Origin of the sequence: Candidatus Avedoeria danica, assembly GCA_016703025.1 — a bacterium.
Classification (GTDB): Bacteria; Chloroflexota; Anaerolineae; order Epilineales; family Epilineaceae; genus Avedoeria; species Avedoeria danica.
The window spans coordinates 2,757,694-2,772,015 of record JADJCV010000004.1 but is presented as its reverse complement, the minus strand read 5'-3'; the positions used below and the strand labels follow the sequence as shown (position 1 = coordinate 2,772,015).

11 protein-coding genes are annotated in these 14,322 nt (G+C 71.1%); 4 read left to right on the top strand and 7 right to left on the bottom strand.

What is annotated here, in order from left to right:
* Nucleotides 1-5 precede the first annotated feature (5 nt).
* The 6 genes from IPG72_13940 to IPG72_13915 all read right to left on the bottom strand — a co-directional run bounded on the left by IPG72_13940 (nucleotide 6) and on the right by IPG72_13915 (nucleotide 8,677).
* Complete coding sequence (locus IPG72_13940) at nucleotides 6-1,565, bottom strand: hypothetical protein (protein ID MBK6770085.1); 1,560 nt, start codon at nucleotides 1,563-1,565, stop codon at nucleotides 6-8.
* 55 nt (nucleotides 1,566-1,620) lie between these two features.
* On the bottom strand, nucleotides 1,621-5,151 hold the full coding sequence (locus IPG72_13935; GenBank protein ID MBK6770084.1) for a hypothetical protein: 3,531 nt from the start codon (nucleotides 5,149-5,151) through the stop codon (nucleotides 1,621-1,623).
* A gap of 5 nt (nucleotides 5,152-5,156) precedes the next feature.
* Nucleotides 5,157-6,038, bottom strand: coding sequence for an ABC transporter ATP-binding protein (locus tag IPG72_13930; GenBank protein MBK6770083.1), 882 nt, complete (start codon nucleotides 6,036-6,038; stop codon nucleotides 5,157-5,159).
* Nucleotides 6,039-6,231: 193 nt separating this feature from the next.
* Nucleotides 6,232-7,761 carry a hypothetical protein gene (locus IPG72_13925; protein ID MBK6770082.1) on the bottom strand — a complete coding sequence of 510 codons (1,530 nt, stop codon included), beginning with the start codon at nucleotides 7,759-7,761 and terminating at the stop codon, nucleotides 6,232-6,234.
* Nucleotides 7,761-7,976: a hypothetical protein gene (locus IPG72_13920; protein MBK6770081.1), complete on the bottom strand. Its 216-nt coding sequence runs from the start codon at nucleotides 7,974-7,976 to the stop codon at nucleotides 7,761-7,763. Before IPG72_13920 ends, IPG72_13925 begins: the two co-directional genes overlap by 1 nt.
* 407 nt (nucleotides 7,977-8,383) lie before the next feature.
* Nucleotides 8,384-8,677: a hypothetical protein gene (locus tag IPG72_13915; GenBank protein MBK6770080.1), complete on the bottom strand. Its 294-nt coding sequence runs from the start codon at nucleotides 8,675-8,677 to the stop codon at nucleotides 8,384-8,386.
* A gap of 297 nt (nucleotides 8,678-8,974) precedes the next feature.
* Between IPG72_13915 and IPG72_13910 the strand changes: the two genes are divergently transcribed.
* From IPG72_13910 to IPG72_13895, 4 genes are all read left to right on the top strand, one after another.
* Nucleotides 8,975-9,445, top strand: coding sequence for a hypothetical protein (locus IPG72_13910; GenBank protein ID MBK6770079.1), 471 nt, complete (start codon nucleotides 8,975-8,977; stop codon nucleotides 9,443-9,445).
* Nucleotides 9,446-9,518: 73 nt separating this feature from the next.
* On the top strand, nucleotides 9,519-10,088 hold the full coding sequence (locus IPG72_13905; GenBank protein ID MBK6770078.1) for a hypothetical protein: 570 nt from the start codon (nucleotides 9,519-9,521) through the stop codon (nucleotides 10,086-10,088).
* Nucleotides 10,089-10,155: 67 nt separating this feature from the next.
* A complete protein-coding gene (locus IPG72_13900; protein MBK6770077.1) occupies nucleotides 10,156-11,736 on the top strand; it encodes a DUF1800 domain-containing protein in 1,581 nt (526 codons plus the stop codon).
* Nucleotides 11,737-11,749: 13 nt separating this feature from the next.
* On the top strand, nucleotides 11,750-13,102 hold the full coding sequence (locus IPG72_13895) for a DUF1501 domain-containing protein (GenBank protein ID MBK6770076.1): 1,353 nt from the start codon (nucleotides 11,750-11,752) through the stop codon (nucleotides 13,100-13,102).
* An 85-nt stretch (nucleotides 13,103-13,187) separates the two neighbouring features.
* Here IPG72_13895 and IPG72_13890 read toward each other — a convergent pair whose 3' ends face one another.
* Nucleotides 13,188-14,057 (bottom strand): hypothetical protein, encoded by an 870-nt coding sequence (locus IPG72_13890; protein MBK6770075.1) that lies wholly within the window; start codon nucleotides 14,055-14,057, stop codon nucleotides 13,188-13,190.
* Between the last annotated feature and the right edge of the window lie 265 nt (nucleotides 14,058-14,322).

Below are 14,322 nucleotides of genomic sequence, written 5' to 3'. Positions count from 1 at the left end.
TCCCCTCAACGACAACCCTCGACGCGCACGAAGTCGATCGCCGCCGCCCGATCCGCCGCGAACGCCCAGCCGACGTCCCCGTCCGGGAAGGCCATGAACTCGTTCCACGCGTCGATCTTCGCGTCCGCGGCTGCAGGACCGTCGACGAGCGCGCCCGTCCGGCCGTCGAGGACGGCGAGCTGCAGTCGGCCGCCGCTGTGCCAACCCGCTAGGAGTTGCCCGCTGCCGTACGCGGCCAGGTAGGGTCGGAACGGGTACTGCGTCGGCAGGTCGGTGGCCGCGGCGAGAACGTCGTCCGAAGCGATGACGCCCGCACTGTCGATCCGCGCCAGGTGCAGCCGCATCGCCCCGCTGCCCGGCGAACTGCCCGAAGGTCCGCGGTCCGCCGCCTGGTACAGCAGCCAGAACCCGTCGGCATCGGCCACGAGGCCGCCGAGCGCGCGCTGCGTCGGGTCCACGTTCGCTTGCAGCGTCGCCTCGCCGAGCTGCGCCGTCCGGTCGGCGACGACGACGTGGAAGGCGTTCGGGTAGCCGTCGCCGTGGCACGCGGTGCCGAACGCGCCGTTGAAGGCCAGCCGCACCGCCCAGCTGTGCGAGCAGCCCCAGCGCCAGGCGTGCGTCAGGACGTTGCCTTGGGGCGATAGGACGCGGAACGCGTCGGCAGCGTGGATGTCGATCTCGCCCGCCACACCGGGGCGGGGCGACGAGCTGGCGTTGCGGTAGTAGAGGCCGTACATGTCGCCCGTCCAGATCAGCCGCGCCGTGTGCTGGTACCACCACACGAACTCCGCGCCGTCGCGGTCGACGTTCGTCTTGCCGGTGACGGTCCGTCGCCAGGCCGTCTTGCCGGCCGCGTCGAAGCGCCAGACGTCCATCTTGCCGCACAGCGCCTTGTCGGGCGTCGACGCGCCGCGGCAATACTTCGGACTGTAGATGTCGGGATCGCCGTCGACGACCGCCAGCGCCCCGCCGCCGCCGTCGTGCGCCACGAGGGCGTGCACTTCCTCGGCCGAAAACGAGAGCGCCGGCGGCACGAAGCCGCCGTGCGCGGCGAACGTCCCGACGCGAACGGTGGCCGATCGTTGCTCCCGCCACGCGACGAGCGCGCTGCCGTCCGCGCGTGGGGCGACGGGCAGCGGGAAGTACTCGTCGCTGGCGCGCACGGGGCTGTCGATGGGCGAGCGGGTGATCGTCACGCGCTCCGGCAGCGACGTGCCGGCGCACGCGCGCACCGTGGGCGACGGCGGTGGGCCGGTCGGCGTCGGTTCCGCCTGCGCCGTGGGCGACGGGGCGGCGCTGGACGTCGTCGTGGCGGGGGCGGTGGGTGGAGCCTCGACGGCCGGCGGCAGGTCGCGGCGGTCGACGGCGCGGGCGACGAGGGGGAGGTGGATGCGCGATGTCGGTGCGGCGTCGCGATCCTGGGCGGTGGCGGGCCACGTGGTGGCGCCGGCGATCAGGATCGCCGTCAGGACCGCGACGGTTGCGACGGTTGCGACGGTTGCGACGGTTGTGATGGTTGCGACGCCGCGACGCGTCGAAGCGCCGTCACGTGTGAGACTTCGCATGCGCACCCCCCATTCCTATCGTCTCCTATCCTCGCCGGTCCTTGCCACGGCTGAGCTACAAGTCGCGGGCATTGTCCGCAGCTCGCCGGTCGAGCCTCAAGCCATACGGATCGACGCTGACCCGCCCCGGCCGCGCCGGCACGCGCACGACGATTCGCTGCGGGCCGGACGTGAGCCAGTGCTTCCTGAGATAGATCGGCTCGGCGTCGTCGTCCGCATCCGCAGCGAACACAGCGACGTCGAAAGGCGCCGACAGCGGCACCTCGGTCTCGACGCCGGCGCCGTCGGCCTCGAGCTGCCGCGCCGCGACTTCGATCGTCACCTCGTAGGCGTCGCCCGCCGCGCGACTCTGGGCGCCCGTGACGGCCACGTCGTACAACGTGATTCGCTCGAACCAGTCGGTGATCAACGCCTGATGCGCTTCGTCTGCGACGGCCCGGAGCTCCGCGATGAGCTCGCGCGTCGTCGGGTCCGGCGGCGGCCGGTTGCCGTACGTCTCGATGAAGCGCCGCAGCGCGAGGTTCACGCGCTCGGCTCCGAGCACGTCGCGCAGCGCGACCATCGCGTGCACACCCTTGGTCCCGGCAATGGCCGTTTCGGAGCGCACGATCGGCAACTCCTCAATGCGCTGGCGGCTGCGAAGGTCGAGGTATTGGGTTCCCAGCGCGGCGGCCTGCGCGTAAGCGGTCGCTCTGCCCTCGACGTGCTCGGTCAGCATGATCGCCGCATAGCTGGAGAGGGTCTCATTCAGCACGTACATGCCTTGCAGGACCGGACTGCGCACCTGCCCGCCCCACCACATGTGCCCGAGCTCATGCGCCGTGACGAAATCGATCTCACGATCGCCGAACTTCGAGAAGAACCCCGCCCCTTCGTTATACGCCAGGACGCCGGCGCGTGCATCCACCGCCGTGCTGTAGCGCGGAACCTCGAAGATACGGAACGACTCGAACGGATAGGGCCCGAACGCCTGTGCGTAGTATGCCAAGCCGCGCTTCACCGTGTTCATGATCGTCGGGACGGCACCCGCATGCTTCGGGTCGTGAAAGATCTCGATCGGAATCCCGTTCACCGAATCGCGCGCCACGACGTAGCGCGCGGACGCGAAGGCCAGCGCAACGGGGGTCCCGGTACGGTACTCGAAATACCGCCGACCGCCCTCGCTCCACTCCCGTTGCAGCACCCCGGCGCCGACCGCGGTCTGGTCGTCCGCGGTGCCGAGCACGACGCGAACGTCCGCGGGCCCGAAACGGAGGCGGGTATCGAGACGCGCCTCGGGATCGTCGAGGTCCGGCAGTCGGCTGGCGGGCGGCAAGCCCTGCCGCCGGCGCGCCGCGGGGTCCGTAAGCTCACGCTCGGCGTCGTAGCGGAGATCCGGCACCACGGTGGGGCCGTCGAGGTAGGTGCCGTTCTCGGCCACGGCGCCGTTCGCCATCGAATTGGCGAAGCCATCGTTACGCCAGGAGAAACTCCACGCCCCCGTGACGGCCGCTCCAGCTTGCAGCGGCTCGGCGAATCGGTACACGCGCCCGCCCGCGCCCTCCTCGACGAGCACGGCGGTGCCGATCTCGAGCGCGTTCACGGTGAGCTCGGGATTCAGCGTCACGAGGACGAGCTCGATCGGGCCGCCCGAATCGTTGCGGAGCTGCACCGTGCCGCTCGACTCGACGCGCCGTTCCGCCGGAAAGAAGTCCACGCGCATGTCGATGACCTTCGGCCACGGCGCCGACAGGCCGGCGTAACCGCGGTACCGCATCTCGTAATCGGCCGCGCGCGCTTCGAGATCGCGCGTGGTCACGTAGTCGTTCAGCACGTGCGTGTTGTAGAAGATCCAGGTGCCGAACACGGCGAACGCGACGGCCGCCGCTCCCGCGACGGCCGCCGTGGCGCGCGTCACGCGCGACCGCGCATCGGCAACGCGGTGGGCGAGCCGGTCGTCATAGCCGCGCGGCGCGACCAAGCACGCAGCGACGGTTGCGAGCACGAGGAAGGCGGACCAATACGCCATGAGCGAGGCCTGCCTCACGGCGAAATGGCCGAAGCCGTTCATGTCCGAGTGCAGGAACGTCGGCAAGCGAAACGTGTACAGCAGATCTTCGAACCCGAGCGAGAAGAGCGACATCACGGCCCCGAACGCCGCGAGGAACACGAGCGTACCGATCCAGCGGTTCCGGAGCAGCAGGTGGATGAGCACCGCGGGCACGACGAGCATGTAGTGGTTGAAGCCGTAGACAATCAGCCCCTCGAGGTAGAGGCCGAACTCGAAGCGCGTGTGGCCGGTCGCCGCCTGCAGCACGATGAACGTGACGATGCCCGCGCAAAGCAGCAGCGTGAGCGCGACCCACAGCGCGCCGATCTTGCCGAGCACGCCGACGGCGCTCGATGCCGGCGATGCATCCGCGATCTCCGCGACGCGTGCCTCGCGCGCACGGTGTACGAGCACGCCCGAGTACCAGGCGATGAACAGCAGCAGCTGCAACGAGAGACCGATGTCGAGAAAGCCGATCATGAGGCTCGTGAGAGGCTCTCTCGGAGCCAGGTAGAATGGCTCGGCCGCGGACTGCGCGGCGAAATGCTGGGCGCAACTCACCACGACGACGGCAACCACGAAGTAGAACGGCGGGCTGCGCAGAATCCCCCGCAGCTCCATGCGCAGCTGCGACCCAAGCTGTGCGAGGGCGCCGCGGTACCCGAAGCGCGGTGCAACATGGGCACCGGACAGCGGGGGCGCCGGCGCCACGGACGGCGCGCGGCGGCGCCATAGCCGCGGCTGCGTGCGCTGCACGACGAATCGATAGCGAGCGAGCACCACGAGCAGCGACAGGGCCGACAGGCCGAGCCACAGCGCTCGGTTCGTCCAAAGCACGCCGCCCGGCAGATCGGCCGCGAGCTCGGCGCCCGTCCAAAAACGCGTGACGTCGACGATGGCGAGCAGCCCGAACGGGTCCACGAGCGCGAGCCAGCCGGGGCCGTCCGGACCGACGTAGCCCTGAGCGACGACCGGCACGAGCGGCAGCACGATCGCGACGCAGAATGCGGCGGCGATCGACCGCGCCGCAGCGGCGGCGCTGAACGCGAGCGCCGCCACGATGACCGTGTTCGGCACCGCCACCGCGCCGAGCACGAACCACCACGGGGCCGCGGCGAACGGCTGGAGGCTCTCCGGGTCGATGCCCGGAGCGGAAAGCGACACCAGCCCTCCCAGCACGCCCGCGACCGACGCGAGCAGCGCGAACGCGAGCCCGCCGGCGAACCGGCCGAGCACGTAGCTCGGCTCGCGGATCGGCCGTACGAAAAAGAGTTCGGCCGTCGAGCGCTCGTGATCGCGCGTGATGGCGGCCGCGACGATCGCGACCGCCGGAAAGATCGCGAACAGGCTCAGCACGAGCTCGTTCTGGATGATCGCCACCGCCGCGTTGAGGGGAATCGTCGCGGCGTCCGCCGCCGCGCCGAACCCGATGTCGATGCCGAGCTTGCGCGCGGTGAGGAAGTGCATGGCGAAGAAAAGCACGGCCGCCGCAATGTAGAGCGGCGACTTCGCCTGGAACCGGCACTCGAAGCGGAAGATCTCCAGGAACGCACGCATCGCGCTTACGCCGCGCTCGTGTCGATGCCGTGTTCCTGCAGCGTCGCGAAGTAGACGTCTTCGAGGGTCGGCTGCGCGGCTTGCATGCCGGCGGGCGCCGAGTCCGCGAGCACGCGCACTTCCGTGCGACCGGCCGCGATGCGCGTCGAGATGATCTTCAGCGTCGCGCGCAGCCGCTCGGTTTCGGCCTTGTCGACGGCCGCCGACCAGAGCCGCCCGTCGAGTTCGGCCGTCAGCGCCCGCGGCTCGCCGACACGAAGGATCCGCCCCTCCGCCATGATCGCGACGCGCGTGCACAGTGCCGCGACGTCGTCGACGATGTGCGTCGACAGGATCACGACGACGTCCTGGCCGACCTCGGACAGGAGGTTCTGGAATCGGCGGCGCTCGACGGGGTCGAGCCCGGCCGTCGGCTCGTCGACGATGAGCAGGCTCGGGTTACCGATCAGCGCCTGCGCAACGCCGAAACGCTGCCGCATGCCACCCGAGAACTTGTCGATGCTGCGCTTGCGCACGTCCCACAGGTTGGTGCGCACGAGCAAGTCGCGAACCACACGTTGGCGCTCGGCGCCGTGAATCCCCTTCAGCGCCGCGAAGTGCCCGAGCATCACTTCGGGCGACGTGCGCGGATAGGCGCCGAACTCCTGCGGCAAATAGCCGAGCCGCTTGCGCAGCTCGAGCTTCGCGCTGCCCGCGTCGATTCCGTCGAAGCGGATCGAGCCCGAGTCTGCGTCCTGCAGCGTCGCGATCGTGCGCATCAGCGTCGACTTGCCGGCGCCGTTCGGGCCGAGCAGGCCGAACATGCCTTTCGGTATGTCGAGCGTGACGGAGTCCAGCGCGCGCACGCCGCCCGCGTAGGTTTTTGAAAGCCCGGAGATCGTCAACACGGTTGTTGTCCCCCTTGTTCTTGGCTTGCGTCGCGCTCAGAGCGGCGGGACGACCCAATCGGCGAGGCGCAATGCCGGCACGATCGCGTGGGCCGGGAAGTGCTCGCGCGGCTCGCAGGTCACCGCGCGCCCGCGGGGGCGGCGGCAGATGCCCGATCCCAGACAACGACATCGACGCGGAGGGGGCGATGGACTACGGTGAACCGCGGTCGGCGTCCCGCATCGCAAGCGGCAGGAAGACCCGGAGCGTCGGCCCGGGTGACGGGGCCGTCGCGGTCGGCGTTGCCGTCGGCGCGCCGGGCGTCGCACCGTACTCGAACGCGCCGATGTCGCTGGCCGCGCCCACCGCCCGCCGCCCGCCGCGCTGGTCGAACGGCGGCGCGAGATCGTCGTCGCCGGCGTCGATCGCCGGGCTGCCCGGAAGAAGGGCGTGCGTCCACGTGCTGCCGCCGTTGTCGGCCAGCGGGCCGACGCGCGGGTCGACGGATCGCAGGTCGGTGGGCTCGAAGAGCATGCACGTTCCGTCGCTGTCGAGGTTGTGGCCGCCCGAGGTCAGCCGCACGCGGGATGCGTCGCACGCCGCGCCTTGCGGCGACGGACCGATCACGCTGTTCACCAGCCACAGCGCACCGAGGTTGCTGATCGCCGCCCCCCAGCTGTACGTGCCGTTGAAGGCCAGCGTGCTGTTCGTCATCGTGATCCGGCCGAGGTTGAAGATCCCGCCGCCCTGGCCCCAGTTGTCGCTCAGCGTGACGTTGATCAGCCGGACGTCGTCGGCCTGGCTCCAGATGCCGCCGCCGTAGCCGTGCCACGGCGGCTCGACGTGGCCGCCGGCGAGGTTGCGGGCGATCGTCGTGTCGCGGATCACCTTGGGCTCGGCGCCGGCGAGGTTCAGGCCGCCGCCGTGGCCGCCCAGGTTGTCGACGATGGTGCACTCGGCCATGTCCAGCGCGCCGTGCACCTTGAGGCCGCCGCCCTGCGCGTCGCCGTTGCCCTGCACCGTCGTGCGGTACATCGTCAGCCGCCCGTCGCCGAAGTGGACGATGCCGCCGCCCTGGCCGGCCGTGTTCGAGACGACGGTGCTGAACGTGATCGTCATCACGCCGTCGTTGGCGATCCCGCCGCCGAAGTGCGCGCGGTTCTCGCGGATCGTGCTGTCCGTGATCGCGACCTGCCCGCGGCGGTTCTTGATCCCGCCGCCGGCGCTGTCGCGGATCGTGAGGCCGCGGAACGTGACGACGGCCGGCGGGAAGACCTCGAAGGCGTGGTCGAGCGGCTCGTTCGGGCCGTGGATGACGGTCCGGCCGGCGCCGTCCCCGCGCAGCTCGAGCGACGCGCGGATGTCGACGTCGCCGCCGGCCGCCGCGTCCTCGCTGTCGCCGGGGATCGAGAGCGTGTACGCGCCGGACGGCAACATGAGGCGATAGGGTCCGGCTTCCGGTCGCGCGTTCGCCTCCTGCACCGCCGCGCGGATCGTGCAGCCGCCGTCCGCCGTCGCGCACGCGCCGTCGCCGGGCTGGGCGTCGGGGGCGTCGGTGGCGAGCGTGACGGTGAAGACCGTGACGACGGCGGGTGCGGCCGATGCCACGGCTGCCGGACGGCCGTCGGCGCTGCGGCGGACGAGCCACGGGCCGGCGACGATCAGCGCCGCCAGGCCGATCGCCAGCACGGCGGCGCGCCGGGCGCGGTGGGGCGAAACGTTGGTGAGGACGGGGTGTCGCATCAGTGCCTCCCTGCCGATCGTGGCCGACCCAGGCTCTCGTCGGCGTCCGCCTTGCCACGCATCAGCCACGACAGCTTGATCAGCCCCTGCGCGTAGTCCGGCACGGATCCGACGATCATCAGCATGCCCACATCGGGCAGCACGCGCCACATTTGGACGACCTGCGTCGTCCAGTTGATCCGATCGCCGAAGAAGTGCCGGAGCTGGCTGAACACGACGACGAGGATGACGGTGGGGATGAGGAAGCTCCGCCCCCCCCCCCCCCCCTCCCCCCCGAGCTCCTGCGAGATCTGCTTCAGCCTTCCCGCACATTGAGCCCTCGCTATCTCTGGGCAGAACCCCACCGCCGCGCCCGCCCCCCCCCCCCCTAATCCCCCCACCCTAAACCCCCCCCCCCCCCCCCCCCCCCCCCCCCCCCCCCCCCGGGGAAGCGGCCGCCATGCCCGTCGCCGGCAGCGTGTGCATCGTGACGGCCGCGACGAACAGCGCTGTCCGAGCGGCGAGCCTCATCCCGACGCGGCCGATTGGGCCGCGTCGTCCGGCAAAGGCCACGTCGCCACGCCGAGCATGCCGATGCCGCACATCTCGATCGCCCAGCTGAGCGCGATCGGGTGCGTCATCGTCAGCTCGCTGACGATGTCGAGGCGTATATGGCCTGGCCGTCCCGCACGAGCGCCGGGACGAACGTCGCCTGAACGATGTGGTTGATGCAAATGAGCATCGCGAACACCGTTGTGAACGCAACGGCGACGAACGTGCGCGGGCGGTGGCGCGCGTCCTGCCACGTCGGCTGCGGGTAGAGCCGGCTGATGAGCACAACGGCAATCGGGCTGGAGAAGACGATGCCGGGCAGCGTGATCCCGGCGCCCCAGAGGCCGAGGCGGTTGGCGGATGTGCGGGCGTCGTTGTCCGTCATGCGCTGATCCCCGCGTCGGCGTCCGGTGCGATCGCCTGTTGCTCGCGCTTCCGGTCGTTCATCGGCCACTCCCTGGAGGATGGGGTGATGAAACCATCGACCCGACGGCGTGTCAATCGTCCCGGCAGCACGTCCACCTGTCGGTCACAGCGGTTGATCACCCGGACACAGGTGCGTCATGCCCTTCCTCCGGATGATCCGCACCCCACCGCGATGGTGCCGCATCATTGTGGCCCAACAAGCGCACGTGCCGCTGGGGCGGTTGACAGACCGTCGGGTCGATGGTTTCATCGCGCCATGACGAGCCGCGCGCCCGACGCAACCGCGATCCGACCGAGCGGATGGACACGTGTCGTGCTGATCGTCCTGCTCGTCCTGATCAGCCTGAATGCGGTGGCGGCCGGCTACAGCTTTATCCGGACGCCCGACGGCACCGGCCTCGGCATCCCGCAGGACTGGCTGGACGGAACGCCGTTCGCAGATTACCGCGTTCCGGGCGCAATTCTCTTCGGGCTCGGGCTCCTGCACGGGTACGCAGCGTTCACGGAGCTCAAGCGCCGGCCGCGCGCGTGGTTCTGGGCGGGCATGAGTGCCGGTGGCATCCTCATCTGGATCGCCGTGCAGGCGATCCTCATGGGCAGTACGCGGCACCCCATGCAGACGATCCTGCAGGCCGCGGTCTTGGCGATCGGCCTCGCGACGGGCGTGCTGGCGCTCGTCCAGAGCCGTGCGACGCGCGGCGCTCGCTCGGATCGTCCCCGGGCATAGTCCGCCTCTTCCAGCGTCCAGCCTACAGCTTACGGCTCTTCCAGCTGTCGGCTCGTACATAGGAGATGCGTTGATGTCCTCGCCCAGAGCCCTCATGCTCGCACTCGCCCTCGTCTTCACCGCCGGGCTGGCCGCCGGCTGCGGCAAGCAGCCGGCGCAGGCGCCGAAGGCCGGCGACGACGTGTCCACTGCCGGGGGCACGGCCGTCGCACCGCCCGGCACGGGCTCGGAACCGTCGGCCGCCGATCCGGCATCCGCTGCCAAGCGTGGCTCGCCGACGGAGGCCTACAACCGCCTCCGCGCTGCCGTCGGGGCCAGGGATTGGGGCGCGTTCTACGATGCGATGGGTCCGACGATGCGCGCGGCGGACGCCGCCGACCCGGCGCACGCGGACCTCGACCCGTCGCTCTCGCCGCGCGAGAAGTTCATCGCGGGCATGGAGAAGACGATGGCCGACCTCGGCGCGCAGTCGCTGGAGGGCATCGGCCCGGAGTCGTTCCTGGCGATCTGGGAGGGGACCGAGGTGAAGTCCGAGACGATCGACGGCGACCGGGCGACGCTGACGATCACGAAGGACGGCAAGGACTGGCAGGAGCTGTTCGTGAAGGAAGACGGGCAGTGGAAGTTCGACGGCGCGCAGTGAGCGAAGCGGTGGTGACGTAAGTCGGCCTCGGGCCCATGGAAGGCAGTAGACCACCAGGAGCCCAGCCATGCCCATCACCCGTCGCCGCCTGATCGCCGGCAGCTCCGCCGCTGCCGCCGCCGCCGCGCTCGGCCCCGCGTTCCGCGGCGACGACGTCGCCGACTGGCTGCGCCGCCCGAGCGTCGCTTTCGCCGCGGGGCGGACGCGGGCGATGCCGCCGCCCGGCGCCGCGCGGCACCTCCTGTCGCGTGCCACGTTCGGACAGGGCAGGGGCGATGTCGCGCGCGTCGAGGCGATGGGCACGCGCGGCTGGCTGGACGCGCAGCTCGCCGCCGACGTCGGCGCAGCGGGGAGCGACGCGGCGGTCGAGGCCGCGCTCGGGCCGCTCGAGACGCTCGGCTGGACGGCCGAGAAGATCCACGACGCCTCGGCCGACCTCGTCCAGCGCGCCCGGATCCGCGATGAGCTCGTCGCCGCGACGTTGTACCGCGCGGTGCACGGCCGCCACCAGCTGCTCGAGGTGCTCGTCGACCACTGGGCGAACCACTTCAGCGTCTACATGGACGACTACCACATGATGATGCAGACCGTCGCCGACCGCGACGTCCTGCGCCGTCATGCGCTGCTCACCTTCCGCGGCCTCCTGCATGCCGACGCCGCCGACGTGGCGATGATGCAGTACCTGAGCACGCTGACGAACACGCGCCGTGGACCGAACGAGAACTACGCGCGCGAGGTGATGGAGCTCCATACGCTGGGCGTCGGCGGCGGCTACGATGAGGCGGACGTCAAGGCGGTCGCGCGCTGCTTCACCGGCTGGAACCGGGCCGACGCGACGTGGCGCTTCGAATTCCGTGCCGCCGACCATGACAGCGGCGCGAAGACCGTCCTCGGCTTGCCCATTCGCGCGACCGGCGTCGATGCGGGCCACGAGATCCTCGACCGGCTCGTCGACTATCCGAGCTGCCGCCGGCACGTTGCCCGCCGCTTCTGCGCCCGCCTCGTCGCCGACGAGCCGCCGGTGGCCCTCGTCGAGCGCGTCGCGGCGGCGTTCGGCGCGGACGGCGACATCCGGGCGATGGTTCGCGCCGTGTTCACATCGCCCGAGTTCGCTGCCGCCGTCGCCGAACCGAGCGGCGGCGGGCCGGCCAAGATCCGGCGGCCGATGGAGTACTGGGCGGCCGTGCTGCGCGCCCTCGGCGCCGACGCGTCGTGCGTGCTCACGATCCCCAAGGACGGCGACTACACCGGCCGCCCTGAACGCTACCTCCAGCTGATGGCCCACATGCCCTTCCGCTGGCGCTCGCCGGACGGCTACCCGGACGTCGGTACGCGCTGGAAGGGGGCGCACATCATGCTCTCCCGCTGGAACTTCGGCCTCGCCGCCGCCGAGAACCGCTTGGGCGGCATCGACATCGACCTCGTCGAGCAGATGGCGGCCGACGGCGTTGCCGGCGACGCGGGGGCGATCGTCGACTACTGGGCCGACCGTCTCTTGCCACGGCCGCTCCTGGCCGACGACCGGGCGATGCTCGTCGAGATCGTCGCGGACGGCGGGTCGGGGCGCGTCACGGCGGACGACGCGGCGCAGCGGGTGCCGATGGTGGTGGGGTTGATGTTCGACAGCCCGTATTTCATGTGGCGATGACGGAGTGCACACGATGACCGCTCTGCGAACCCGTCGTTCGATGATCGCATCCAGCGCCGCCGCCGCCGCCCGCGCCCTGCCCGCTTGGATGCCCCGCCTGGCCTTCCGTGCCGCGGACGCGCCACCGCGCGGCGACGTCCTGGTGTGCGTGTTCCAGCGAGGCGGGATGGACGGGCTTTCGGCGGTGATCCCGTACGAGGAGCGCCGGTACTACGACCTCCGCCCTGCGCTGGCGATCAAGGCGCCACGGACGGGCGACGCCAAGAGCGGCCGGCGGCTGGACGACCGCTTCGCGCTGAACCCTGCCATGCCCGGGCTCGGGCGGTTGTGGGATGATGGGCGGCTGGCGGTCGTCCACGCCGTCGGCTCGCCGGACGACTCGCGCAGCCACTTCGACGCGATGGATTACATGGAGCGCGGCACGCCGGGCGAGCGGAGCGTGAACACCGGCTGGATCGGCCGCCACCTCGAGGCCACCGCGGCGCGCAACGGATCGCCGTTCCGGGCGGTCGGGATGGGCGACATGCTGCCGCTCAGCCTCTACGGTCCGGTCTCGGCCGCCGCGCTGCGCAGCATCGCCGACTTCCACCTGGACGCCGACCTCGACCTGGCCGCCTTCCAGTCCCGCCTGCGTTCGCTCTACGGCTCGGGCGACTGGTTCGATGAGAACGCGCTCGGGGCATTCGAGGCGCTGGCGATCCTCGAGCGCGCCGACCCGCAGCAGTACCGGCCCGAGAACGGCGCCGCCTACCCCGAGACGTCGTTCGGCCGGTCGCTGGCGCAGATCGCGCAGTTGATCAAGGCCGACGTCGGCCTCGAGGTGGCGTGCGTCGACATCGGCGAGTGGGACACGCACGCGATACAGGTCTGGCAAGGCTCGAGCGACCCGACCGAGGGCCTGATGTCCCGCCTGCTCGCCTCATTCGACGCGGCCCTCGCCGCCTTCGCCGCGGACTTGGGCCGCCGGCTGGACGATCCGGGCGTGACCGTCGTCACGATGAGCGAGTTCGGCCGACGCGTCGCCCAGAACGGCGGCAACGGCACGGACCACGGCCACGGCAACTGCATGTTCGTCCTCGGCGGCGGTGTCGTGAAGGGCGTCCACACGATCTGGCCCGGCCTCGAGCCGGATGCGCTGTCCGGCGGCGAGGACCTGGCGGTGACGATCGACTATCGCGACGTCTTGGGCGAGATCGTCCTCAAGCGCCTGGCGAACGCCGCGCTGCCGAGCGTCTTCCCCGGCTTCACGCCGACGCTGCACGGCGTCGTGCGCGCGCGCGCGGATGCGCCGGACGCGCCGGCGACGCCGGTGCCGGGGGGAGCGAGCAGACGGCAGTACTTCCCATGGGCGGGTCGGACGGCGTAGGTCGAGGTCGGACGGCGCGGGGCAGTGCCGTCGCAGGCGACCGGGGCGGTGGCGTCGGAGGGGGTGCGGGTACCGTTGGCGGAGATCAGCGCAGCAGCAGCCCCCCGACGAGCGCGTCCAGCGCGTCCAACGTCGGCGTGAAGTCCGACGGCGCGAGGGCGTTGACGGCGGCGGTCGTGGCGACGAGATAGCTGTCGAAGCGCTGCGCAAAGCCGGCATAGTCGTCGATGTTCGCGTTCGGCAGCACGGCATCGCTGCGGGCGTCGATCGGCAGGCGGCCCTGGATCCAGCGTGTTCCGTCGTCGGTCAAGCCTTCGAAGGCGTAGACGAGCGAGGCGTTGTTGATGGGCTGGATGTCCTGGGCAAGCTGTGTGACGAACCGCACCCCGCGGTAACCGGCGCCGTCGACATAATGGATGTGGGTCATGAACACGCGACTGGCAGGCGTCGCCGGCATCGGAACCTTTGGCTCGGCCGGCTGTTCGGCGAGAATCGACTTGAGCGACGCGACGGCGTCCGCCAGGTCAGGCCCGCCTTGCCCGAGCGCGTAGACCTTGACGGTCGCCGGGAACTGCGCTTCGGCGTCGGCGTAGCCGTCCAGCACGAACGTCGTCGCCGGCGGCGCCGCGTCGGGGCTGGACGCCGTCGCCGGCTCGGCCTTCACCCCGGCGCCGTTTGCCAGGCCCTCCGGCCAAACGATCGTCACGCCCTGGAACGTTGCATTGTCACCGCCGACGAACGCCGCCCCCGCATCGGGCGTCGATGTCGGACCGCGCTCCGCGTCGGGCGGCGACAGCGTCGGGGCGGGTGCGGACGGCAGCGTCGCGGGGGCATGTACATCCGCTTCGTTGGGCGACATCGCGCCGTCGCACGCGGCGAGGGCGAGGGCCGCTGCGCAGACGACGAGGGCGGCGGCGCGTGAACGGGGGGGCGGGCCGCGGTGGGCGCGTGGCATCGGGGGATCTCCGGGTCTGTGGGTCGGACAGGGGCGATCATGATGCCGGGCCGAGCCGGACAAGACAATGATCCGCGTGCTGGGGCGGCGGCATGACGACATGGGCCGGGGATGGCGGGCGTCGGCCGCAAACGCACCGCGGCCCCCTCGTTGTTGGCGAGGGGGCCGCGGTGGTGATCCCGTGTCGGACCTTGTCGGAGGTCGATCGGTCAAACCGTGCGATGTCGTGTCGTCGTGGGGTCCGTGCGACTGGGGGTGCCGTTCC